This window comes from Vibrio sp. QJM3NY_27, from assembly GCF_057785955.1.
The window spans coordinates 2,129,756-2,151,736 of record NZ_CM173511.1 but is presented as its reverse complement, the minus strand read 5'-3'; the positions used below and the strand labels follow the sequence as shown (position 1 = coordinate 2,151,736).

Below are 21,981 nucleotides of genomic sequence, written 5' to 3'. Positions count from 1 at the left end.
GGTCCTTTGACTGAGCATTATTTTTTTGAGTGCTCGATAATACCAAATAAAAATGAGAAAAATCAGTTAAAAAGACAAGACAGTGTAAAGAAAAAAGCCCCTGCAATTGCAGAGGCTCATATAAGAGTCGTTAACGCTCTTTATTCAAAGCGCAGTACGCTTTATTGAGAGCGCAGCACGCTTTATTAGAATGCAGTACGCTTGTAGCGACGGTAAACCGGCTGCCAGAAATGCTGGTCAATCGCTTGTTGAAGAGCTTCTTCAGTGATCTCTAGTGCAACACCCTGCTCAATCGCTTTTTTACCAACGGCAAGAGCAATCTTCTTAGATACGGTGTGAATCTCTTCCAATGGTGGAAGTAGCGCACCTGAACCGTTGATAGCAAGTGGAGAGCACGTAGCAAGCGCACGGCTTGATTCCATCAGCATTTCATCAGTGATACGTGCAGCATTCACAGCCAATACACCAAGGCCAATACCTGGGAAGATGTAGCTGTTGTTACACTGAGCGATTGGGTAAGTGGTGCCGTTATGAGTTACTGGCTCAAATGGGCTACCTGTCGCAACCAGTGCTTGACCATCAGTCCAACGAATAATGTCGTTTGGAGTTGCTTCAACACGGCTTGTTGGGTTAGACAGTGGGAACACGATAGGGCGTTCACAGTGTAGGTTCATCTCTTTGATGACTTCTTTGCTGAACAGACCTGGAGCACCAGAGACACCAACCAATACTGTTGGTTTCGCGTGGCGAACAACGTCTAGTAGAGAGAAACCAGTGCCGTCGCTTTCCCAGTCTTTGGTGTTTTCGTTGGTTTGAACGAGACGCTGTTGGAAATCAAGCAGGTTTTGCATGCCTTCCTGTAGCAGACCCCAACGGTCAACCATGTAAACTTGAGAGCGTGCTTGTGCATCGCTGATACCTTCAGACACCATTTGAGCAATGATAGCTTCAGCAATACCACAACCTGCAGAACCCGCACCTAAGAAGGTGATGCGTTGATCTGAAAGTTTGCTGTTTGCTGCTTTACATGCTGCAAGTAGAGAACCAACCGTTACGGCTGCTGTGCCTTGGATGTCATCGTTGAAACAACAGAGGCGATCTTTGTAACGCTCAAGCAGTGGCATTGCGTTCTTTTGTGCGAAATCTTCGAACTGAACTAATGCATCAGGCCAGCGGCGTTGAACCGCTTGGATGAACTCTTCAACGAATGCATCGTAGTCAGCACCTGTGATACGAGGGTGACGCCAGCCCATGTACATTGGGTCAGCAAGACGTTGAGGGTTGTTTGTACCCACATCGAGCACGATTGGTAGCATGTAAGCTGGGCTGATACCGCCACAAGCTGTGTACAGTGCTAGCTTACCAATTGGAATACCCATGCCACCGATACCTTGGTCTCCCAAACCAAGAATACGCTCACCATCCGTAACCACGATAACTTTAACGTTGTGGTTTGTCGCATTGTTCAGTAGGTCATCGATACGATCGCGGTTCGGGTATGAGATAAACAGACCACGGCCACGACGGTAAATATTTGAGAAGTTCTCACATGCTGCGCCAACCGTTGGCGTGTAAATGATAGGCATCATTTCAGAAATGTGGTTTTGAACTAAACGATAAAAAAGCGTTTCATTAGTGTCTTGGATGTTACGAAGGTAGATATGCTTATCCATATCACTTTCGAAGTTACAATATTGCTTGTATGCACGTCCTACTTGCTCTTGGATTGTTTCGGTCGTTTCCGGTAACAAGCCTTCAAGGTTGAAAGAACTGCGCTCTTCAGCAGAGAATGCGCTGCCTTTGTTTAGAAGAGGGGTACTTAGTAGAGCAGGACCAGCATAAGGGATATATAGAGGGCGTTTATCGTTGTTCATTGGATGCCTAATATGGGAGAAAGGGTAACCGAAAAATGATAACGGTTTAGTTATTCAATTGTAAATAGTTTCCCTCCGATCTTTGCAAACAAAATGATATTCTTACCCATGTCCCACACTTATCGAATTCTAGCGCCATAATTCGTTATACTTCGCTCACACTTTTTCGCGACTCCTCCTTTTTATGTCATTACTTCCTATCGATTCTTATCAAAACGTATTCCACGAGCAAATCGCCAATTCTCACCTTGTAGTCGAAGCTGAAACCGGATCGGGTAAATCAACGCGTTTGCCACTTTGGGCTTCTCAGCATGGACGAGTGCTGGTGGTGGAACCAAGACGTATCGCGTGTACGTCATTGGCTAAATATCTGGCACAGCAATCGGGTGAGAAGATTGGTGACAAGGTTGGCTATGCGATTAAGCTTGAGTCGGAGTACAACGAGCAAACTAACGTTGTGTTTGTGACTCCCGGTATCGCGCTGCGTTGGTTATCAGAAGATGGATTAGCCAGTTTTGATGTGATTGTGGTGGATGAGTTTCACGAGAGGCGCTGGGACATTGATCTGCTGGTGGCGATTCTCAAACAAAAAGAAAGCCATCGCTTGGTGATCACGTCAGCAACCATTGAAGGGGAGCGTCTTGCTCATTACTTGGATGCGAATCGAATTAGCTGTGAAGGCCGAACTTATCAAGTTGCTATTGAACACAGGGCTAATGAGTCAAGAGCACTGCCCGATATTCGACATCTAGAGCAACGCATTGCTGAAGAAGTGAATCATCAACTGATCGCTTCACATGGCGATATCTTGGTTTTCCTGCCGGGTAAAAAAGAGATCGTGCAATGTGAACAAGCCTTGGCAAAAAATCCAGATATCCAAGTGGTGAAGTTGCATGCGTCGGTCAGTGAAAAAGAACGAGATTTAGCGTTATCGGGTCGTAATATTAATACTGAAGGTAATGACCTGAGAAAAGTCATTCTTGCTACTAATGTTGCTGAAACCTCCCTCACCATACCTGATATTGGTGTGGTGATAGATTCAGGATTAGAAAGACGCACCGTTCAACGAAACGGAAGAACCACACTGATGCTTAAATCGATATCACGAGCGAGTGCCAAACAACGAGCTGGCCGCGCGGGTAGAGTGATGGATGGTGTCTGTGTTCGTCTATATGGCGAACATGCGGCGTTAGAGTTAGTCACGCCACCTGAATTGCAGCGTGAAGAGTTGACCGAACCTATGCTTGCGGCGGCATGTTGTGGTGCTCCGTTTGAGACCTTGTCCTTCCTTGATCCTATTCCTGAGAAGTCATTAAACAGCGCGACTCAAACCTTGCTGACGATGGAGGCGATTAATAGCGACCATCAAATTACCGAGCATGGCAAAAAGCTGTATCCGTTGCCGATTGATGCTTTGTATGCCGATATTGTTACTCGAATCAAAACCAAAGCATTAAAAGAAGCGATGGTCGATCTCACGGCTGCGTTGTCCGTTCCTGCTCGCTTGTACCAATTACCAAACAATGCAGAACATTTGGAAGCGCTCGTGCAACAAGAGAAAGAAGGGTGTGATTTAAGCCTGTTGATTCAGATTGTTCGTGGTCGCGATTATCCGCATTTAGAAATCGACCAACAGGCACTGAATGAAGCACAAGGGCTGGCAAAGCAAATGCGTGAGGTGTTTGAACTTCCTCAGTTAGAAGTCGCGTCACGTTTCCAACGTATTGAACTGCTTAAGACTATTGTGAATTTGCATCCTGAGCTGGTGTTTGTGCGCCGACTGAAGAGGAAAGAAGCCTTTGCCAATGGAGTGTTAGAGGTAGTACTCGGCCGTCAGAATCGTTTCCCGGACAATGCACAAGCGATGTTGGTACTTGATACCCATAGTTTGCCGGGAAGAGGTGTTAAGCAAACACTGACCTTAGCGACGGTCACGGCACCTATTCCTCTTGAGCTTATCATTGAAGCTGAACTCGGAGAGTGGGAGCAAGGTGAAACAAGAGTAAATGATGATGGTGTCTTTACCGAGATGGCTTTGGTGTACGCAGGCCGTACAATTACGACTAAGCTCGTCGCGGCTGAAGGGCAACTATCATTAAAGCCTATTGTCGATTTTGTGTTAAAAGGCGTCCAACTGCCCGGTTTTGCAAAGGTTCGTACTCAAGAAATCAGACACTGGCAGTTGTATGTAAAACTTGGGCTCGATGAACAAACAAAATATACTCCTGAGATCGAGCAACTTAGCTTTGAACTATGGTTTATACAACAGCTTGAGGTGTTAGGGGTTACCGATGTCAGCGAGCTAGAAATGTTTGAACATTCAGACATTCCATTTGATGGTATCCCAGAATGGCTCTATTCAGAGTTCTCTGAAAAATACCCGTTTGCACTGAGCCTTGCCGACTTACAACTCGATGTAGAATACTTGCCCGCGCGAAAGCTGATTTACGTGCACTATCAATCGGGTAGCCGAAAGTTATCACCAAAACGCTGGGAGCTGCCAACATGGTCTGGCTGGCGTATTCAATACAAAAAAGCGAGCCGGATAATTGATATAAAATAGATAGATAAGTTTTATCTCTAAAATATTAATCAAATAGGTGCATATATGATTATTCAGTGCTTATTTTGTTACAAAATTGATTCTTATATGCCTTTTTAACCAATCAAAAGGTCATAAAAGACTATTCTTCTATATCCTATTGCTATAAAGAAAGAGTTGATAGATATTGAGTATATTGTGTTGTCAAAGTGTCGGGGGACATCATGGATAAACAGATAGAGACGCGTGTAGAGTTCGATTACACAACCTTTCTTGGCGCCTCATGCAGTAAAAAATGGACTTTTCTGGAAGCACTAACCACAATTGCGCCAGTATTCAGTACCGTCTGGCGAGATAGCATTAAAGAGCTAGCAAGCCCTGAAGATCGTTTATGGCAGATGGCATTAAAATCAATGTCGACGCGTAAAAGTGATGAGTCAAACATTGTTACCTTACTTAAGCTAGCTAGGCTGGAAGGGATCAATGAGCTCAAAGTTGTTATGCCATATTCTCTTGAAGAAGAGCAGATAGAGTACATCGAGACGCGCAGTCATTTGGTGATCGCCGAGAATACTGGAGAAGAGTTTACTATCAAGCTGTAATCTCTCAGTATTGCTTAGAGCTTAGAGCTTAGAGCTTAGAGCTTAGAGCTTAGAGCTTAGAGCTTAGAGCATGCAGCTTAGAAACTAGCTTAAAGAATATTAAAACCGCACATGTAAAAAGGGCCTCAATAATGATGAGGCCCTTTTAGTATCTGGAACTTGTGTTTACGAGCTTACTCGCTTTCTAGAATGCAATCAGTCAACTAGACCATAGTCAGCACGCAGTACATCGATAATTTCTTGCTTAGGATTTTCGCTCAGTACGATCTCTGCACCTGTGATTTTCGCTGCGATATCAAGATAAGTACGAGACAGAGACATCAGTGAATCAAGAGGCAACTCATTGTCACGAGCTAATGCTTCACGTTCTGGCATGCGTTCTTTGTTCAAAAGGATGTCTGCATCAGGGAAGTAGTTAAGCAAGAACTGACGGAACCCCTCTTTAGAGTTTTCAACGATGTTGCCTTTGTTGTATTCCTGAGTATCCCAAATGCGAGATGAATCTGGAGTACCCACTTCGTCCATGTAGATCAGCTTTTCTTTACCTTGAGCATCGTTGACGTAACCAAATTCAAACTTTGTATCCACAAAGGTTTGGTCGACTTTCGCGAGTGCTTGGCTAATTACGTTGAAGCCTTCTTTTAGAAGTTTTTCGTAATGCGCAATGTCACTTGCTTGAGTAAAGTTGAACGCTGCGAAGTTATCTTCGATGTTGTTACGCGAGATGTTCACATCGTCAGCTTCTGGAACACCAGGGATACCTTTCAAAATCCCTTTTGTTGAAGGCGTGATCAGTAGCTCAGGTAGCTTCTTGTCTTTCTCGAGACCTTCAGGCATTTCGATACCACAGAATTCACGTTCGCCGCTTACGTATGCACGCCACATTGAACCTGTGATGTATTGACGACAAATCGCTTCAATCATGACGGGGCGAGCTTTTTGTACAATCCATACGAACGGGTGAGGGATATCAAGAATATGACTGTCAGCAAGCCCGTTGTCTTTAAACAATTTGAACCAGTGGTTAGAGATAGCATTCAGAGCCGCTCCCTTACCTGGAACACCTTTAAGATTACCTTCACCACGCCAGATACAATCAAATGCAGAGATTCGGTCACTGATCACCATGATTGCTAAAGGTGCATCTGGTGCTACATCGTAGCCTTTCTCTTTGATTAGTCGTTGACTATCTTCTTCAGTTAACCAGTAGACTGAGCGAACTTTGCCACTGTGGACAGGTTTGTCAGTACGGATTGGTAGGTCATCATTTACGGCAAGAACTTGATCAGCAAGGCTCATTTAGACATTCCTATCTTTTATCAAACGTCATACAGAGAAGTGCGGTGTGCACATGATTAGACGGGCATTATACTCAATCTACTATTTCCTTCCAGATAAAAAGCAAACGATTGCTAAATCTATTGTTTAAATAAAAACCCCCGCCTAACAATTCGCCAAAAAATAGGCGAATCGTAGGGCAGGGGAAGGCAGTATATTTGGACTGTGTTTTGGAGCTATGCGGTTAGTTTACTTAAGTTTGTTAGCTAAACGATTAAGCTATGTTTGTGGGCCATGTTTTTGAGCCAAAATGTTATTAAGTAAGGTGGCTTAGTGAATGCGCTCTGAATTCGCATCCATAAAGAACACTTCACACTGAAAGCGCATTCCTAATGTTCTTAGGTATTGCTGACTGAATTGATCAATCGATGCACTTGCCACAATCGCACTCGCATTCTTAGAGCGAATGGCTTTCTCGACGGTTTCTACCTCAGTCATTTGATGAGAGGCTTTCATATGAATAACTCGGTCGCAGCAAACATTATGTTGCTTCAGCAGCTTAGCGGATGGTCTCGGTGTTTGAGCCGTAAACAGTAGCCACTGATGTTGGTTGGACAGCAACGCCATTCTTGCAAATAACGCTTCCTCGTTTGAATTTTTGCTTTTACGAGAAACTGATGTAAATGCGCAGTGAACTAGCGGGCTAGAGTGTTGGGCTTTAACGTGTGCTTGAATCATTTTGCTGTCCTTATATACATGCTGTATGTGTATACAGTAGTTTTAGTTGCTTATAAGATCAAGCGTTTTTTGCGGGATTATTGGACGATTTTGTCTGAAGTTATAGGTGTTATGTTGTTAAGCCATTGAAATTATTTGACAAATTAAATTAGAATGAATTTGCCACTTTGTCTCATAAGTTCAAAAAATGTGAGCTTTATACAGGTGTATACAGTGGTTTTGACAGAAAAGTACTGTATACGCCTGTATAGAAGAGAGAAGAGAGAAGAGAGAAGAGAGAAGAGAGAAGAGAGAAGAGAGAAAATCTAAAACCACAGACACAAAAAAAGCGCCTTAGGCGCTTTCTTATATTTCAACGGTGTTGCTTATCTCAATGTCGCTTGGGAGAGTTTTGCTCTCATTTCCATTTCACCAATATTGAACTGGCGAACATCAATGGTTGCAATATCATTGCATTCATTACATGCATGATGACACTTACCATCTAGATAGTCGTGCTTTTTAACTAGGCTTGGCTTTTTGCACCAATCACAAACGCCTTCTATTGTGAACATATTCTCTCCTCACCTGTTTAAGTCAGGTGTATTTTCGGCGCAAATTATGACACAAGTAAGACCCATTAGTTAATAGTTTGTTACCCGTTTTTGAGAGGGGGATCGATTGCAACACTAATAAAATCGATATCTTTGCGACCTTGAAAATTTAATATGTGTAGTTGTTTACGGTTTTGTAACATTTTGTAAAATGGTTTTTAGCGCATTGTTCAAACGTTTCATTTCTTCGTCACATCCGTGACCATCTGGATGGTAGATCTTTGATAATTGTTTGTATCGTATCTTGATGCTTTTCTGGTCCGGAATTGAGCTAGGCGTGTAGCCAAATAGCGCACAGGCTACCTGAAAATTGTTCAAACTCTTGTTGTTTTTCTGCTTCTTCAGTTCGTTATAGATAGTCTGAAGTTGGCGCTTTTGCTGTTTGATGGTGAAGTCTTTGGCGCTAAGCTGCGCTTCAAGTGTCTGCTGTTGCTGATTTAACTCACCAGACTTAAGGATCTGTCGCTTTCGCGATACAACCAGAGTCGCGCTGATACTCACTATTGCAATTAAAACGGCCAGTGCTGCGCCACTTATATAGTCAGAGCTTGTTAGGTTAGAACGTGTTGCTTGGTCTCTAGAAGTTAGTGCCGAAGGGAAGGTGCTTGGTTGATTCGTATTGGCTTCTGCACTGACGTTGTCATTGAGCTGCTCAATCGAAGATATCTGCTTGGCGCGTTGTTGGTTAAATTGTGCTTCCAGAACGTGATTGTAACCATCTTCTGCATCAGGGTTGTCTTTTAGGGCCGCTTCATACCATAGCTGTGCTGCATCTAATGGTTGGAGTAGATCTTTCTCAAGCGAGGACTCATAGATCTTTGCGACCTCAACTGAGGCGCGTTTGTTACCTTGCAATGCTGATTTGATAAACCATTCTAAAGCTAGCTTGTTGCTTTGCTCTACACCTGTCCCTGATAAATACAATTCAGCCAGCCTAAATTGCGCATTTGCATTGCCGTTATCCGCTGATTGCGAGTACCAATAAAATGCATCGCTGGTGCTCAAAGGGACGTCGACACCCGATTCATAAGCTTGAGCTAATTGGTATTGAGAAACTGGATCTTGAGGTTGTGACTCTTGAGGTTGTGACTTTATTGAAAATTCATCACTGCTTTTCGCGTGAACGAAATGTGGAATGGACAACTGTATCGTGGAAAAGATGAGGGCTACAAATAGAGGCCTAAGAAATGACGATGACCAGAAGTTGGATAGGATAAGCAAAAGATAAGTCTCGTAAAAAAAGCCCAGTCCCGATGTATCAGGATGAATACGCTATGTGCCTGAGTGTTAAGTCGTAACGCTTAAAATAAGCGATACGAATGACAAGCAACTATATAGTGGTTAATTCAATAGATAAAGGTAACTGGGCTTTAATCGTGCTACTTAAGCGGCAAGATTTGAATTTCTACGCGACGGTTACAAGCACGACCTTGAGAGGTGTTGTTGTCACATAGAGGGTAACGTTCACCGTTACCACGAGCAATGGCACGACCTGCAGCAACGTCTTGAGAGATCAAGAATGCACGAACAGATTCAGCACGACGCTCAGAAAGGATTTGGTTAGACGACTCGCTGCCAGTGCTGTCAGTGTGACCGTCGATCACTAGGCTAGTGTCTGGGTATTCAACTAAGATACGAGCAACACCACGTAGTGTGTTGTGAATACTAGACTCTAAAGCGTAAGAGCCAGAACTAAAACCAATGCCGTTTTCTAGGCGAAGTAGAAGCTGGTTCTCACCAACGCGTTCAACTTGAACACCAGAGTTCATGAGTTCTTCACGAAGTGCAGCTTCTTGTTGGTCGAAGTAGTAACCGATACCACCACCAACGGCGGCGCCACCAGCAGCACCGATGAGTGCACGTTTACGGCGATCTTTAGAATCGTCACCAGTAGCAGCACCAGCAACGGCACCAGCGATTGCACCAATTAGAGCGCCTTGAGTTGCAGAGTTCGTCTCAGATTCGCCTGTTGTAGCATTTTGGCGTTGAGTTGCCTGACAACCCGTTAGAGCGACAGTAAGCGCTAGGGCTAGTGTGATTTTTTTCAACGTATTTCTCCATCATGTACTTCTGTCAAACGCATGGATTGCGAATGACAAACATATAGTCCTATAAGTATTACTGATGGTTTTAACAATGTGCTGAGGAAATGTAAAGAGCAAGCATTATGATTTAGCTAAATGGCATGCTCTACGATTTGGTGATTTTTTTAGCTGCTTGAGTTCCGCCAACAGGGCGGTTTACCGAAAGCTTACGGCCTTTCTTCAAGCCAACTTCATAGTCAGCGGTGAGGTTTTTCATCGCTTCTCTGAGTTGTTGTTTGAAGGTTTCACGGTCAATATTTTCAAATTCTTTATCAATGTAGTTATTGATTTTGTTGTTTGACTCGTCGTCCGGGGTAATGATTGGCAACTTTTCAAGCGCACCTTCTACCCAACCAGAGACGTAAGAGTTCACACGACGAGTGACTTCGAGAGTTCCGGTACCAGATCCTGCAAAGCTGTTTCTGAATTGACCCGTATGCTCGTTCAATTCGCGATAAATAATATCGAAAGCAAAGGCAGCAAAGATTGCTCGATCAGCTTCACCAATGAACTCCACACGCTTAAGGCCTTTGTGGTTCAGTAATACGGCTTCTACGCCAAACTTGGTGTTAATACCACGAATAACACGCAGCAGTGTAGAGCTGATATTTGCAGGTAACAGATGACTGGACTGAGTTTTCCCCATCTTGATAAATTCAATATCGTCTTTCTCGAGACCATATTTCAGCATCAAGTTATGCGCCATTTTTATCGCATTGGCCGCTTCATTGACGTTCGCAGAATTTCCAAGCTCAAGGCACTTGGCAATTTTCTTTAGGGCTTTTTTCTTATCCATCGACTACTTAATCATTACCGCAAATTTTGAAAAGTCCGACATTTTACATGTTTTGGCAGGTAACAGCAAAGTCAAAAGTCATTTGTTATTACGCGGTGAGCCATTATGAAGGATGGAAGAGGCGGCTTCTGGGTCATACAAAAACGCCATCAAGCGTATTGATGGCGTTAGTGACACGATTTTCCGGATTAACTAGAGCATTAGCAAACTAGATACCAAGTTCATCGAGTAGATCGGCTGCCGAATCATTACCTGAACTTTGAGCGGGCTTATTCGCTTCCTGCATTTTTTTCTGAGTAGCCTCAAGAATACTGTCTGGACATTCGTCTTCAGCGATCTCAAATTCTTCCAATTGGATGAATTCTGTCTTATCCATTGCAAGCTCTAGATAGAAGATGTTGTTGTTTGCAGTCGAGAAGGTCACACGACGGGCTTGTGGACGATCTAGGTTAGTATCAACAGAAAGGTTTACTTGCTTGTTCAATGCCAGCATTTTCGGTTGGTTCTGTGTGATGTTGGTTTGCAGTTCTTTACGGATCTTATTGGTGAAATCACCAACTAACTGGTTCATCAACTCACCTAAAACATCGCCCACTTCGTCTGAAGTGTGCAGTACCGCCAGCTCATCTTCTGGCATGCCCATGTTACGCATGTAATTGGTATAGATCTCTAGCGCGGCTTTAGACGTAAAATTGATGACAACAAGACCAGAAAAGCCACCGTCAAATAAGACGAAACAACCAAAGTCTGGCTTCAGACTTGTCTTGTTGATCTTTTGAACCATAGCTGAATAGGACACCTGAGAAGCCGTCGCTGAAGTGAGTACGCTTGAGACTGATTGGCATAGCTTAAGAAGAATATCTTCAGTTGTGACTGTTTTGTTTTTTTTCATTGTGATGTGCTCATGGAGATGTCTTAAACAAAATGTTATTCAGTATATTGGACTGAATTAAGACGAAAGTGACTATTTCTCCATTCTTGCACTGAGATTCTGATTTGATCACCTTTTTATATGATCTTAATAGTAGTAAAGTGACGAAATTCAAAGAAAATTATTAAAAATCTCAGATAACCCAATGCTGATAGGATCAGCGAAGTAGGGGCAGGAAGCAAATGTTACCAAGACTTCAACTTAATGCTGATGTCGATCCAGTAGTCGTACGCTTTTTAGATGAACTAAAAACAGCGGGCTTTACTGGCGACATTGAATCTCAATATTCTAGCCGTTTGGCTGTGGCGACTGATAACAGTGTCTATCAGCAATTGCCGCAGGCGGTCATCCTTCCTAAAACAACTCAAGACGTTGTGTTGCTCGGTCAGTTGGGTGCTAAATCCGCTTACGAACGCGTGACCTTTTCCCCTCGTGGCGGCGGTACCGGAACCAACGGACAATCTTTAACAAAAGGTGTCGTGGTTGACCTTTCACGACACATGAATAAAGTTCTTGAGATTAACGAGAAAGAGGGCTGGGTAAGAGTTCAGTCTGGCGTCGTTAAAGACCAATTGAATGATGCGGTACGTCCCTACGGTTACTTTTTCTCTCCAGACCTTTCTACCAGTAACCGAGCAACCTTAGGTGGCATGATCAATACCGATGCTTCGGGCCAAGGGTCGTTGAAGTACGGAAAAACGTCAGATCATGTATTGTCATTGCAAGCGGTGTTTGCGGATGGTTCGTGTCTAGAGTCTGATTTATCACACGGCTTGCCAGTTGAGGGTGAGTTTGCTCACCATGCCCTTGCGGTTACTGAAGCCGTTTGTCGAGACAAGCGCGCTCAAATTCTTAATAAATTCCCACCGCTGAACCGCTTCTTAACAGGTTACGACCTAAAGAACGCAATCAACGAACAAGATGACACCTTTGATCTGACTCGCGTCCTATGTGGTGCCGAGGGCTCATTAGCCTTCATTACGGAAGCTAAGCTCAACCTAACGCCGATTCCCAAAGCGCGAACGCTGGTCAACGTGAAATACAACACGTTCGATTCTGCGCTGCGTAATGCGCCGTTCATGGTAGAAGCGAAAGCGCTGTCTGTTGAGACGGTTGATTCAAGAGTATTGAACCTAGCGAAGCAAGACATCGTTTGGCACACTGTGAGCGACCTGCTTATGGATGTTCCCAATAAAGAGATGCTTGGCATCAACATGGTTGAGTTTGCAGGCCAAGATGAAGCGGAAGTTGAACAACAAGTTCAAGCACTGACGGCACAACTTGAAAGCATGCTTGAAACCGAAGAAGCTGGTGTGATTGGCTTCCAAGTATGCAGTGACTTAGCGAGCATTGGCCGAATCTACAACATGCGTAAGAAAGCGGTAGGTTTATTGGGTGCGGCGAAAGGCCGAGCTAAGCCAGTCGCTTTTGCTGAAGATACCTGTGTACCACCGGAAAACTTGGCCGACTTCATCTCTGAATTTAGAGTCTTACTCGATTCAAAAGAGTTGAACTACGGCATGTTTGGTCACGTGGATGCGGGCGTACTACATGTTCGTCCAGCACTTGATCTGTGTGATCCGATGCAAGAAGCCTTGATGCACGAAGTCTCTGATGAAGTGGTTAAGCTGGTGGCTAAATACGGTGGCTTGATGTGGGGTGAGCACGGAAAAGGCTTCCGCTCTGAGTATGGCCCTGACTTCTTTGGGGAGGAACTGTTTACCGAATTAAGACGTGTTAAAGCAGCGTTCGACCCGCACAACAAGATGAACCCAGGCAAGATCTGTACGCCATTAGAAAGCGATGCTGAGTTGGTGAAAGTCACCGATACCAAGCGTGGCTTCTATGACCGTCAGATCGACGTACAAGTTCGTGATAGCTTCAAACAAGCCATGGAATGTAATGGTAACGGCTTGTGCTTCAACTACGATACTAGCTCGCCAATGTGTCCTTCGATGAAAGTCACTGCAGACCGTCGTCATTCGCCAAAAGGCCGCGCAGGTTTGGTAAGAGAGTGGTTGCGTCAGTTAACGGAACAAGGCGTCGATATTCTCGATTTAGAGCAAGAAGCGCTGAAGGACAATACTCCGGTTAAAACCATGGTTGAGCGTGTTCGTAACACGATGAACAAACGCCATGAATACGATTTCTCGCATGAAGTTCACGAAGCGATGAACGGTTGTCTTGCATGTAAAGCGTGTGCGAGCCAGTGTCCTATTAAAGTCGATGTGCCGAGCTTCCGTTCCCGATTCTTGAACATCTATTACTCGCGTTATCAGCGCCCAGCAAAAGACTATTTAGTTGCCAACATTGAAACCATGCTGCCGCTGATGGCGAAAGCGCCGAAAGTCGTGAACGCAGCATTGGGTCAAAAGTGGATACAAACCGCAACGGCTAAAACGGTCGGTTATGTTGATGCACCACTGATGTCGGTGCCTACGCTAAAAAATCGTCTGGCGAGCAAAGAGCTGCAACTCTTCGATTTACAGTACCTAGAAGGGCTCTCTTCTGAGCAGAAGAAACAGCATGTACTTATCGTTCAAGACCCGTTTACTAGCTTTTATGATGCAGAGGTAGTTGAAGACTTCGTTACTCTGGCTCAAAAGCTGGGCAAAACACCGGTACTGCTGCCGTTTAAGCCAAATGGAAAAGCGCTGCACATTAAAGGCTTCTTAAGTCGCTTTGCGCGTGAAGCGAAATCCACATCGGATTTTTTGTCGATGGTGGCGGATATCGGCATTCCTTTGGTGGGTGTTGATCCTGCACTGGTACTTTGTTATCGCGATGAATACGTCGAGATCTTAGGTGACAAGCGTGGCGACTTTGATGTGCTCACCGTGCATGAATGGTTAATGCCATCGTTAGGTGAGTTCGAAGCGCGCTCAGCAAGTGAAGATATGTGGTACTTGTTCGCTCACTGTACTGAGAAAACCAAAATGCCGAACGCTGAAAAAGAGTGGGGCGCTATCTTTAAACATTTTGGCGCTGCGTTAACCAGCGTTCCTGTCGGCTGTTGTGGTATGGCGGGTACTTTCGGTCACGAGGTCGATAAGCTGCAAATGTCGAAAGACATATACGGTTTAAGCTGGAAGCCTCGAATGCAGGACTTACCAAAAGATCGTTGTTTGGTGACAGGTTATTCTTGCCGTAGCCAAGTGAAGCGTTTTGAAGGTGAGAAGCTTGCTCACCCATTACAGGCGCTAGCAAAAATTCTTTAATACATTTAGCCCAGCAATTGCTGGGCTTTTTTCTAAACTAACAAAGGAATGTTAATAAGGAAAAGTATGAAATTTCTAGAATTAAAAGTACCACCCGTTGCACTGTTCATTATTGTATTCGTAGCATCATACTCCTGCGCTCAGCAGTTGAGCCTAGGGACACTTGCACTGCCTTATGGAACGGTTGTGTTAGGTATCGGGATTATATTGAGTGGTGTGATTGGAATTTCAGGCATATGGGAGTTTCGCAAACAGAAAACCACCGTTAACCCGATCAAAGTCGAAACTGCTTCTGCAGTGGTGGACAGTGGAATCTTTGGCTATACGCGAAACCCAATGTATTTAGGTCTATTCATCCTACTGTTTTGCTTCGGTTACTTCTTCCAAAACCTATTCAGTGTTTTACTTAGCTTTGTATTCGTGATTTACATGACTCAGTTCCAAATTAAGCCAGAAGAACACGCTCTAGAGCAATTATTCGGTGCGGAATATGTTGATTATAAACAGAAGGTTAGACGCTGGATTTAGTATTGACTTGAGTGTCTTCGTGTAGTCAGGGATCGTACTAAAAAAGCCCAGTTTGAGGATATCAAGCTGGGCTTTATTGATCTTGTTCTAGAGCTTATTTACATCGAGATGTGTAAATAAGGATGCTGATTAAGCGGCAGCTGCAAACTGAGCTAGAAACATCTCTTTACGCTCGTTGAAGCGGTTTACTAGGTCGTCTACAGAAGCTTGGTCGTATGGCTTAAGGCCACTTGCTACCATGCGTTTCACGCCTTTACCGACAACTTCGCCGTCTTCTTTGAAATCGAAGTTCAGTGTCACGATGCCACGCTTGCCTTCAACATCAAAAGTCGCACCTGAGAATTCAACTTCTGGGTGAGATAGGTCTAGGCGAGTAAATTCAACTTCCATGCTCTCGTAAATCACAAGAGGGCGTTGGCAGTTGATCATCATCTGTTGTTCTTCCATAAGAGGAACCATGATGTGTGGGAAGTTCATGCCAGAGAACTTAACGTAGTTTGTTACTACGTGTTCGATGAATGCTTGATCGTGGCTCTTTTCACCTTCACAAGACATGTGTAGGTATTCTTTGCCTTTCTCGTCAACCAGTGAGCTTTCTTTCTCACACTTGTTGTCAACGCTTAGCGCAATACCGTTACCCACCATACCTGAAAAATCAAAACGCATTTTTTGGCTGATGCCTTCTTTTTGCAGAAGTACTGCAAACAAAAGATCGCCAGGCACGCAGAAGCGCTTGTTGTCTTCATCGTGAATGGGGTTGAAGTCAGCGGCTACTTTTTTAGCAAAGTGGCTAGCCTGTTCACGAGTGAATTGAAATTGATTGTCTTCAGTAGAAAAGTAAGGTGTCAGAAACATAGTATCGCTATTAGTCATCAAATCTGGCGTGGATTATAGCTAACTAACTTCGATCTAATGGTCTATCCAGTTAACTTTGTATATATATCAGCCAATTAGATAAATACGTTGGATGGTATGTGACGATTTTTAAGAGGGTATGGTCTTTGACTCAATGCAACAAGGGCTAATCAATAGCCCTTGTTTATACAACACTTTAAGAGGTGTTGTTTAGAGTGTTTTTGCTTTAAAAACTACACAGAGTGCCTTCTGGCATTAGATGGTTATGAACGGACAACTTAAGTAACAGGTTCGCTTGTTCAATATCAGGTGAGAAGTAGCGATCTTTGTCGTAGAAGCTGACCTTCTCACGCAGAATTTGTTTCGCCTCTTCTACGCGAGGAGACGAAAGGTTTGGCGTTCGGAAGTCTAACCCTTGTGCTGCAGCTAAATATTCTACGGCCAAAATCCCTCGTGTATTTTCGGCCATGTATCTAAGCCTGCGTGCAGCGAAGGTTGCCATCGATACGTGGTCTTCTTGGTTTGCAGAAGTTGGTAGGCTATCTATTGACGCTGGATGAGCCAGTGTTTTGTTCTCACTCGCCAATGCTGCAGACGTTACCTGAGCAATCATAAATCCTGAGTTCACGCCGCCGTTATCTACCAAGAAAGGTGGAAGTTTGCTTAGCGCGCTATCGATTAACAGTGCCATTCTTCGTTCTGACAAGCTACCTATCTCGGCGATTGCCAATGCAAGGTTATCGGCTGCCATTGCGACGGGTTCGGCGTGGAAGTTACCACCTGAAATGATGTCACCGTCTTCAGCAAAAACAAGTGGGTTGTCGGATACGGCATTTGCTTCAATGTTTAAGGTTTCTGCTGAATTACGAATCTGCTGTAAACACGCCCCCATCACTTGAGGCTGGCAACGCAGCGAATAAGGGTCTTGAACCTTTTCACAACAAGTGTGTGATTCACCAATCTCACTCTTTTGATCAAGCATATGGCGGTAAGCAAGGGCTGCATCCATTTGCCCACGGTGACCACGAACGCGATGAATACGCGGATCAAACGGACGACGGCTACCCAGCGCGGCTTCAACAGACATTGCACCACACACGGTTGCAGACGCAAACAAGTCTTCAGCTGCGAACAGACCTTCTAATGCAAATGCTGTCGATGCTTGTGTGCCGTTTAACAGCGCCAAACCTTCTTTTGGCGCAAGTGTGATTGGTTCCAAGCCAGCGATCTGCATTGCTTCTAGGCCAGTGATGATCTTGCCGTTGTGACGTGCTTGGCCTTCACCTAGCAGTACCGTACTCATGTGGGCGAGGGGAGCAAGATCTCCTGAAGCACCCACAGATCCTTTTTGTGGAACACATGGGTAAACCTGTGCGTTCACAAGATCGATAAGGGCATTAATCACTTTGAGGCGGATACCCGAGTAGCCACGAGACAAGCTGTTAATCTTTAGCACCATCATCAAGCGTACAGTTTCATCAGACATGAATTTACCAATGCCCGCCGCGTGAGAAAGTACGATACTTTTCTGTAGTACTTCTAAATCTTCAGGGGCTATTTTGGTATTCGCTAATAAGCCAAAACCTGTATTGATACCATACACGGTGCGATCTTCAGCAATCACTTGCTCGACAACGTGCATGCTCGCTTCAATATCTGGAATCGCTGCAGGATCAAGTGATAAGTTCACAGGGCTACGGCTAATCTTACGCAGTTCAGGTAGGCCTAGATGTCCTGGTTTAAGTAATAAATTCAACATGTTTTCTCCAGACATTAAAGGCGACGAAGTTCTTCGTTTAGCATAGGTAAATCAAGCTTCTGCTCTTTAGCACACTGCTTGGCAATATCGTAACCCGCATCAGCATGACGCATAACGCCAGTGGCCGGATCATTGTGAAGTACACGAGCAATACGCTGTGATGCATCTTCACTGCCGTCACAACAAATCACCATTCCTGAGTGTTGTGAGAAGCCCATGCCAACGCCGCCACCGTGGTGCAGGGAAACCCATGTCGCGCCGCCTGCAGTATTTAGAAGGGCGTTCAATAGAGGCCAATCTGATACGGCATCTGATCCATCCATCATGCCTTCTGTTTCACGGTTCGGGCTTGCTACTGAGCCTGAATCTAGGTGGTCACGGCCGATAACAACCGGCGCTTTCAGTTCGCCATTTTTAACCATTTCATTGAATGCTTGGCCTAAACGTTCACGATCTTTCAAACCGACCCAACAGATACGCGCTGGTAAGCCTTGGAACTGAATACGTTCACGTGCCATATCTAGCCAGTTGTGTAGATGCGGGTTATCTGGAATCAGCTCTTTTACTTTTTGGTCTGTTTTGTAGATGTCTTCTAGGTCGCCAGAAAGGGCAGCCCAACGGAACGGACCGATGCCTTCACAGAATAAAGGACGAATATAAGCAGGAACGAAACCTGGGAAATCAAATGCGTTTTCCACACCTTCTTCCAGTGCCATTTGGCGAATGTTGTTGCCGTAATCTACGGTTGCAGCACCACGGTATTGTAGGTCTAGCATCGCTTGAACTTGAATCGCCATTGATTGCTTAGCGGCTTTCACTACTTTCGCTTCATCAACTAAACGTTCTTGCGCTGCTTTCTCCATCGTCCAACCTTGCGGCAAGTAGCCGTTCAGCGGATCGTGGGCAGAGGTTTGGTCGGTCACTACGTCAGGGGTGATATTGCGTTCGACAAGCTCTGGGAATACGTCTGCAGCGTTACCTAATAAGCCAACAGAGATTGGCGTGTCTGATTCTTTAATCATTGCCATCGCTTCATCTATGCTGGTGGCTTTTTTGTCTACATAGCCAGTACGTAAGCGGTAGTCGATCCGTGATTCATCGCATTCAACCGCGATCATCGAGAAGCCTGCCATAGTCGCTGCGAGAGGTTGAGCACCACCCATGCCGCCAAGACCACCCGTTAGAACCCACTTGCCGTTCGCTTCGCCTTGGAAGTGCTTTTTCGCGATAGCAACAAACGTTTCATAAGTACCTTGAACGATGCCTTGTGAGCCAATGTAAATCCAGCTGCCTGCTGTCATTTGGCCGTACATCATCAAGCCTTCTTTATCGAGCTCGTTGAAGTGCTCCCAGTTTGCCCAGTGTGGAACAAGGTTAGAGTTCGCGATCAGTACGCGAGGCGCGTTTTTATGAGTCGGGAACACGCCCACAGGTTTACCTGATTGAACAAGTAACGTTTGGTCGTCTTCTAAACGCTCCAATACTTCAACAATCTTGTCATAACATTTCCAATCACGCGCCGCGCGACCGATACCGCCATACACAACCAGTGCATGTGGATGTTCTGCCACATCAGGGTCTAGGTTATTCATCAGCATACGCAGTGGTGCTTCTGTTAACCAAGATTTAGCGCGCAAAGTGGTGCCATGAGGTGCGCGAATTTCGCGAGTCGTGTCGAGACGAGGGTCACTGTTGTGGTGTTCCGTCATTTTGGAATTCCTTCTGTTTCACGTTATATCGTTGTAGTTGTAGTTGTAGTTGTAGTTGTAGTTATCGGTATAGCTGGATTAGTCGCTGGCCATTGCAGAGGCAATATCCCAACACAAACGTGCCGCCAATCGAGCCGTTTGGCCATCGATGTCGTAGTCTGGGTTGTATTCCGCAATGTCCGCGATAATGAGTTTTTCACTGTGTTGGAAAATCTGTTCTAGAAAAGGAGCGAGTGCTTCATAGCTCACGCCTCTTGCCGCTGGCGCACTTACGCCCGGCGCTGTCGCTGCTGGGAATACGTCTAGATCGATAGTGAGATAGAGGTAATCACACTCAGCGATGAATTTTTGTAACTTAACCAGTTGAGCGACTTGGTTTATTTGGGTCATGTTGCGGTCGTGTTCATACCAAACGCCCAGTTGGTCGGCTTTATTGAACAGCGCTTTGGTATTGCTGGCCGCGCTCACACCAAGACAAGCGTAATGAAACGGCCACTGATGTTTGTGGCAGTAATCGCTTATCTGATTAAAAGGCGTACCTGAACTGGGTTTAACATCGGCGATTTCGCTTTCAAATTCACGAAGATCAAAGTGAGCATCAAAGTTAACGATGCCGATCTTAGGTTTGCGTTCTGACTGATCTTTATGAAGGTGTTTAGTTTTATGTCGGTGTTCCGTTTGGTGTAAATGCTCAGCAAGTCCTTGGAAAGACGCCCAAGCAACCTCGTGACCACCGCCAAGGGTAATCACTTTGTTGGTTGATAAAGCATTAGTAATTACAGAAGCACACTGTTTTTGGCTGACTTCGAGCTGGCCATCATTACATTCGATATCACCAAGATCCGCGATGTGCGCGTCACTGTGCCAAGCCATATTAGCCAACGCTTGGCGAATCAGGTTAGGTGCTTGTTTCGCGCCTACGCGTCCTTTGTTTCTTGCAACTCCAGCATCGCTGGCAAAGCCAACTAAGGCGATAGCGCCATCAGTAAGCTCGTTACTTAACTCACTACTGTGAACTTGTTTGGTAATGTGATGAACGCGAGTACCGAGTGCGCCATCTTCAAGATCATTACGCCCAGTCCATACAAAGTTATGTGTGGTTGCTGCATTATCTCGGATGCCGTTAGACTTAGATTGAGTCATGACACACCTCGCCGTTAACAATGCGTTTATACAGATGAGGAACACCAACTTGATAGCTTAAGTCGGCAGGGTGCTCGATATTCCAGATAGCCAAATCAGCGGCATAACCAATTTCAATTTTGCCTTTGGTTTGTGAGTCGCCAATGGCAGAAGCAGCGTTACAAGTTACACCGCGCAGCGCTTCTTCAGGCGTTGTACCAAACAGGGTGCAGCTCATGTTCATCATTAGAGTTAAATCAGCAAAGGGAGAAGTGCCGGGGTTTAAGTCGGTTGCTATTGCCATTGGAATGTTGTGTTCACGAAGTAAAGCAATAGGAGGCTGTTGAGTCTCTTTCAGGAAGTAGAAAGCACCGGGTAGCAAGGTGGCAACTGTGCCTGATTCTGCCAGTGCTTTTACTCCGGTTTCATCAAGGTATTCAACATGGTCAACAGAGAGTGCGCCGTATTTAGCTGCAAGCGCGCTGCCACCCATATTCGAAAGTTGTTCAGTGTGGCCTTTAATCGCTAGCCCATGCGCTTTGGCTGCTGCAAAGACACGTTCGGTTTGTTCTAGGTTGAAGCCGATAGATTCGCAGAACACGTCAACTGCATCGGCGAGCCCTTGCTCTGCAGCTTTAGGAATGATCTCTTGGCAAACCAGATCGATATAGCTGTCCGGTTTCTCTTTATATTCTGGTGGAATAGCATGGGCAGCAAGGAGAGTGGTGGTGATCTTAATACGGCGATGATTCTCTAACGCTTTGGCTGCACGTAACATCTTGAGCTCATCTTCAAGTGTTAAACCATAACCAGATTTTACTTCGATACTGGTTACGCCACTTCTTAGCAGACCATCGAGTCTCGGTAACGCCATTTCAACCAGTTCAGACTCTTGTGCTGCGCGTGTTGCAGTGACTGTCGCTAGAATGCCACCGCCTTGCTTGGCGATGTCGGTGTAAGACACACCATTCAAACGTTGCTCAAACTCGTTGGCACGATTACCCGCAAATACGAGATGAGTGTGACAATCAATCAGCCCAGGAGTGACGAGCTTGTTTTTGCAGTCATAGGTGATGTAATCCGCAGAGCTATCAGTGCTCGGTTGTTCTACCTCAGAAGCATGTCCCTCGTGGTTTGAACAAGAGATGGACACGATCTTACCGTTTCCGATAACGATATCTTGAGGGGAAGAGGGCTGATAACCATCGGCTCCCGAACTCATGGAGACCACTCGTGCGTTTTTGAGGATCAAATTCATAATCACCTAGATCTTTGCTAAACATTAAATGTATATACAAATAAATAGGCTAAACGCTGACCCGAATCAAGTTGATGTTGCAAAAATGTGATCG

The 21,981-nt window shown here is 45.1% G+C and carries 17 protein-coding genes; 4 read left to right on the top strand and 13 right to left on the bottom strand.

Annotated features, from left to right (window positions below; genetic code table 11):
- Nucleotides 1–185 precede the first annotated feature (185 nt).
- Nucleotides 186–1,874 (bottom strand): NAD-dependent malic enzyme, encoded by a 1,689-nt coding sequence (locus AC3CIA_RS09585; RefSeq protein ID WP_171309140.1) that lies wholly within the window; start codon nucleotides 1,872–1,874, stop codon nucleotides 186–188.
- A 184-nt stretch (nucleotides 1,875–2,058) separates the two neighbouring features.
- Between AC3CIA_RS09585 and AC3CIA_RS09580 the strand changes: the two genes are divergently transcribed.
- Nucleotides 2,059–4,437: a helicase-related protein gene (locus tag AC3CIA_RS09580; protein ID WP_372244043.1), complete on the top strand. Its 2,379-nt coding sequence runs from the start codon at nucleotides 2,059–2,061 to the stop codon at nucleotides 4,435–4,437.
- A gap of 203 nt (nucleotides 4,438–4,640) precedes the next feature.
- Entirely contained in the window at nucleotides 4,641–5,018 is a 378-nt protein-coding gene (locus AC3CIA_RS09575; RefSeq protein WP_054547386.1) for a hypothetical protein, read from the top strand.
- Between the two features lie 195 nt (nucleotides 5,019–5,213).
- Here the strand turns inward: AC3CIA_RS09575 and AC3CIA_RS09570 are convergent, their stop codons facing one another.
- The 7 genes from AC3CIA_RS09570 to AC3CIA_RS09540 form a co-directional block, all read right to left on the bottom strand.
- A complete protein-coding gene (locus tag AC3CIA_RS09570) occupies nucleotides 5,214–6,317 on the bottom strand; it encodes a phosphoribosylaminoimidazolesuccinocarboxamide synthase (protein ID WP_488518046.1) in 1,104 nt (367 codons plus the stop codon).
- A 309-nt stretch (nucleotides 6,318–6,626) separates the two neighbouring features.
- Nucleotides 6,627–7,034: a SulA-like leucine-rich domain-containing protein gene (locus AC3CIA_RS09565; protein WP_488518045.1), complete on the bottom strand. Its 408-nt coding sequence runs from the start codon at nucleotides 7,032–7,034 to the stop codon at nucleotides 6,627–6,629.
- Between the two features lie 365 nt (nucleotides 7,035–7,399).
- Complete coding sequence (locus AC3CIA_RS09560) at nucleotides 7,400–7,588, bottom strand: hypothetical protein (RefSeq protein ID WP_017059767.1); 189 nt, start codon at nucleotides 7,586–7,588, stop codon at nucleotides 7,400–7,402.
- A 165-nt stretch (nucleotides 7,589–7,753) separates the two neighbouring features.
- The gene (locus AC3CIA_RS09555) at nucleotides 7,754–8,848 is read right to left on the bottom strand and encodes a tetratricopeptide repeat protein (RefSeq protein WP_488518044.1); all 1,095 of its coding nucleotides are present in this window, start codon (nucleotides 8,846–8,848) and stop codon (nucleotides 7,754–7,756) included.
- 158 nt (nucleotides 8,849–9,006) lie between these two features.
- Nucleotides 9,007–9,675 carry a YiaD family glycine zipper/OmpA-like lipoprotein gene (locus AC3CIA_RS09550; RefSeq protein WP_488518043.1) on the bottom strand — a complete coding sequence of 223 codons (669 nt, stop codon included), beginning with the start codon at nucleotides 9,673–9,675 and terminating at the stop codon, nucleotides 9,007–9,009.
- Between the two features lie 142 nt (nucleotides 9,676–9,817).
- A complete protein-coding gene (locus tag AC3CIA_RS09545) occupies nucleotides 9,818–10,507 on the bottom strand; it encodes a DUF2786 domain-containing protein (RefSeq protein ID WP_004733422.1) in 690 nt (229 codons plus the stop codon).
- A gap of 208 nt (nucleotides 10,508–10,715) precedes the next feature.
- Nucleotides 10,716–11,399: a DUF3334 family protein gene (locus tag AC3CIA_RS09540; protein ID WP_004733423.1), complete on the bottom strand. Its 684-nt coding sequence runs from the start codon at nucleotides 11,397–11,399 to the stop codon at nucleotides 10,716–10,718.
- 221 nt (nucleotides 11,400–11,620) lie between these two features.
- On the opposite strand from AC3CIA_RS09540, the gene ydiJ reads away from it, so the two are divergent.
- Both ydiJ and AC3CIA_RS09530 read left to right on the top strand, forming a co-directional pair.
- Complete coding sequence (gene ydiJ / locus AC3CIA_RS09535; RefSeq protein ID WP_372244045.1) at nucleotides 11,621–14,656, top strand: D-2-hydroxyglutarate dehydrogenase YdiJ; 3,036 nt, start codon at nucleotides 11,621–11,623, stop codon at nucleotides 14,654–14,656.
- Between the two features lie 66 nt (nucleotides 14,657–14,722).
- Complete coding sequence (locus AC3CIA_RS09530; protein WP_488518042.1) at nucleotides 14,723–15,184, top strand: methyltransferase family protein; 462 nt, start codon at nucleotides 14,723–14,725, stop codon at nucleotides 15,182–15,184.
- A 129-nt stretch (nucleotides 15,185–15,313) separates the two neighbouring features.
- Here the strand turns inward: AC3CIA_RS09530 and AC3CIA_RS09525 are convergent, their stop codons facing one another.
- The 5 genes from AC3CIA_RS09525 to hutI form a co-directional block, all read right to left on the bottom strand.
- On the bottom strand, nucleotides 15,314–16,039 hold the full coding sequence (locus AC3CIA_RS09525) for a DUF3581 domain-containing protein (RefSeq protein WP_010438254.1): 726 nt from the start codon (nucleotides 16,037–16,039) through the stop codon (nucleotides 15,314–15,316).
- Between the two features lie 226 nt (nucleotides 16,040–16,265).
- Complete coding sequence (gene hutH, locus AC3CIA_RS09520; protein ID WP_488518041.1) at nucleotides 16,266–17,798, bottom strand: histidine ammonia-lyase; 1,533 nt, start codon at nucleotides 17,796–17,798, stop codon at nucleotides 16,266–16,268.
- Between the two features lie 14 nt (nucleotides 17,799–17,812).
- The gene (gene hutU / locus AC3CIA_RS09515) at nucleotides 17,813–19,507 is read right to left on the bottom strand and encodes a urocanate hydratase (RefSeq protein WP_488518040.1); all 1,695 of its coding nucleotides are present in this window, start codon (nucleotides 19,505–19,507) and stop codon (nucleotides 17,813–17,815) included.
- A 78-nt stretch (nucleotides 19,508–19,585) separates the two neighbouring features.
- Entirely contained in the window at nucleotides 19,586–20,650 is a 1,065-nt protein-coding gene (gene hutG, locus AC3CIA_RS09510; RefSeq protein WP_171316105.1) for a formimidoylglutamase, read from the bottom strand.
- Entirely contained in the window at nucleotides 20,637–21,887 is a 1,251-nt protein-coding gene (gene hutI, locus AC3CIA_RS09505) for an imidazolonepropionase (RefSeq protein WP_171330910.1), read from the bottom strand. The genes hutG and hutI overlap by 14 nt, the downstream gene beginning before the upstream one ends.
- Nucleotides 21,888–21,981 lie beyond the last annotated feature (94 nt).

Coding starts and splice junctions, on each gene's coding strand:
- AC3CIA_RS09585 (WP_171309140.1), bottom strand. CDS start 1,874: ATGAACAACGATAAACGCCCTCTATATATCCCTTATGCTGGTCCTGCT.
- AC3CIA_RS09580 (WP_372244043.1), top strand. CDS start 2,059: ATGTCATTACTTCCTATCGATTCTTATCAAAACGTATTCCACGAGCAA.
- AC3CIA_RS09575 (WP_054547386.1), top strand. CDS start 4,641: ATGGATAAACAGATAGAGACGCGTGTAGAGTTCGATTACACAACCTTT.
- AC3CIA_RS09570 (WP_488518046.1), bottom strand. CDS start 6,317: ATGAGCCTTGCTGATCAAGTTCTTGCCGTAAATGATGACCTACCAATC.
- AC3CIA_RS09565 (WP_488518045.1), bottom strand. CDS start 7,034: ATGATTCAAGCACACGTTAAAGCCCAACACTCTAGCCCGCTAGTTCAC.
- AC3CIA_RS09560 (WP_017059767.1), bottom strand. CDS start 7,588: ATGTTCACAATAGAAGGCGTTTGTGATTGGTGCAAAAAGCCAAGCCTA.
- AC3CIA_RS09545 (WP_004733422.1), bottom strand. CDS start 10,507: ATGGATAAGAAAAAAGCCCTAAAGAAAATTGCCAAGTGCCTTGAGCTT.
- AC3CIA_RS09540 (WP_004733423.1), bottom strand. CDS start 11,399: ATGAAAAAAAACAAAACAGTCACAACTGAAGATATTCTTCTTAAGCTA.
- ydiJ (WP_372244045.1), top strand. CDS start 11,621: ATGTTACCAAGACTTCAACTTAATGCTGATGTCGATCCAGTAGTCGTA.
- AC3CIA_RS09530 (WP_488518042.1), top strand. CDS start 14,723: ATGAAATTTCTAGAATTAAAAGTACCACCCGTTGCACTGTTCATTATT.
- AC3CIA_RS09525 (WP_010438254.1), bottom strand. CDS start 16,039: ATGTTTCTGACACCTTACTTTTCTACTGAAGACAATCAATTTCAATTC.
- hutH (WP_488518041.1), bottom strand. CDS start 17,798: ATGTTGAATTTATTACTTAAACCAGGACATCTAGGCCTACCTGAACTG.
- hutU (WP_488518040.1), bottom strand. CDS start 19,507: ATGACGGAACACCACAACAGTGACCCTCGTCTCGACACGACTCGCGAA.
- hutG (WP_171316105.1), bottom strand. CDS start 20,650: ATGACTCAATCTAAGTCTAACGGCATCCGAGATAATGCAGCAACCACA.
- hutI (WP_171330910.1), bottom strand. CDS start 21,887: ATGAATTTGATCCTCAAAAACGCACGAGTGGTCTCCATGAGTTCGGGA.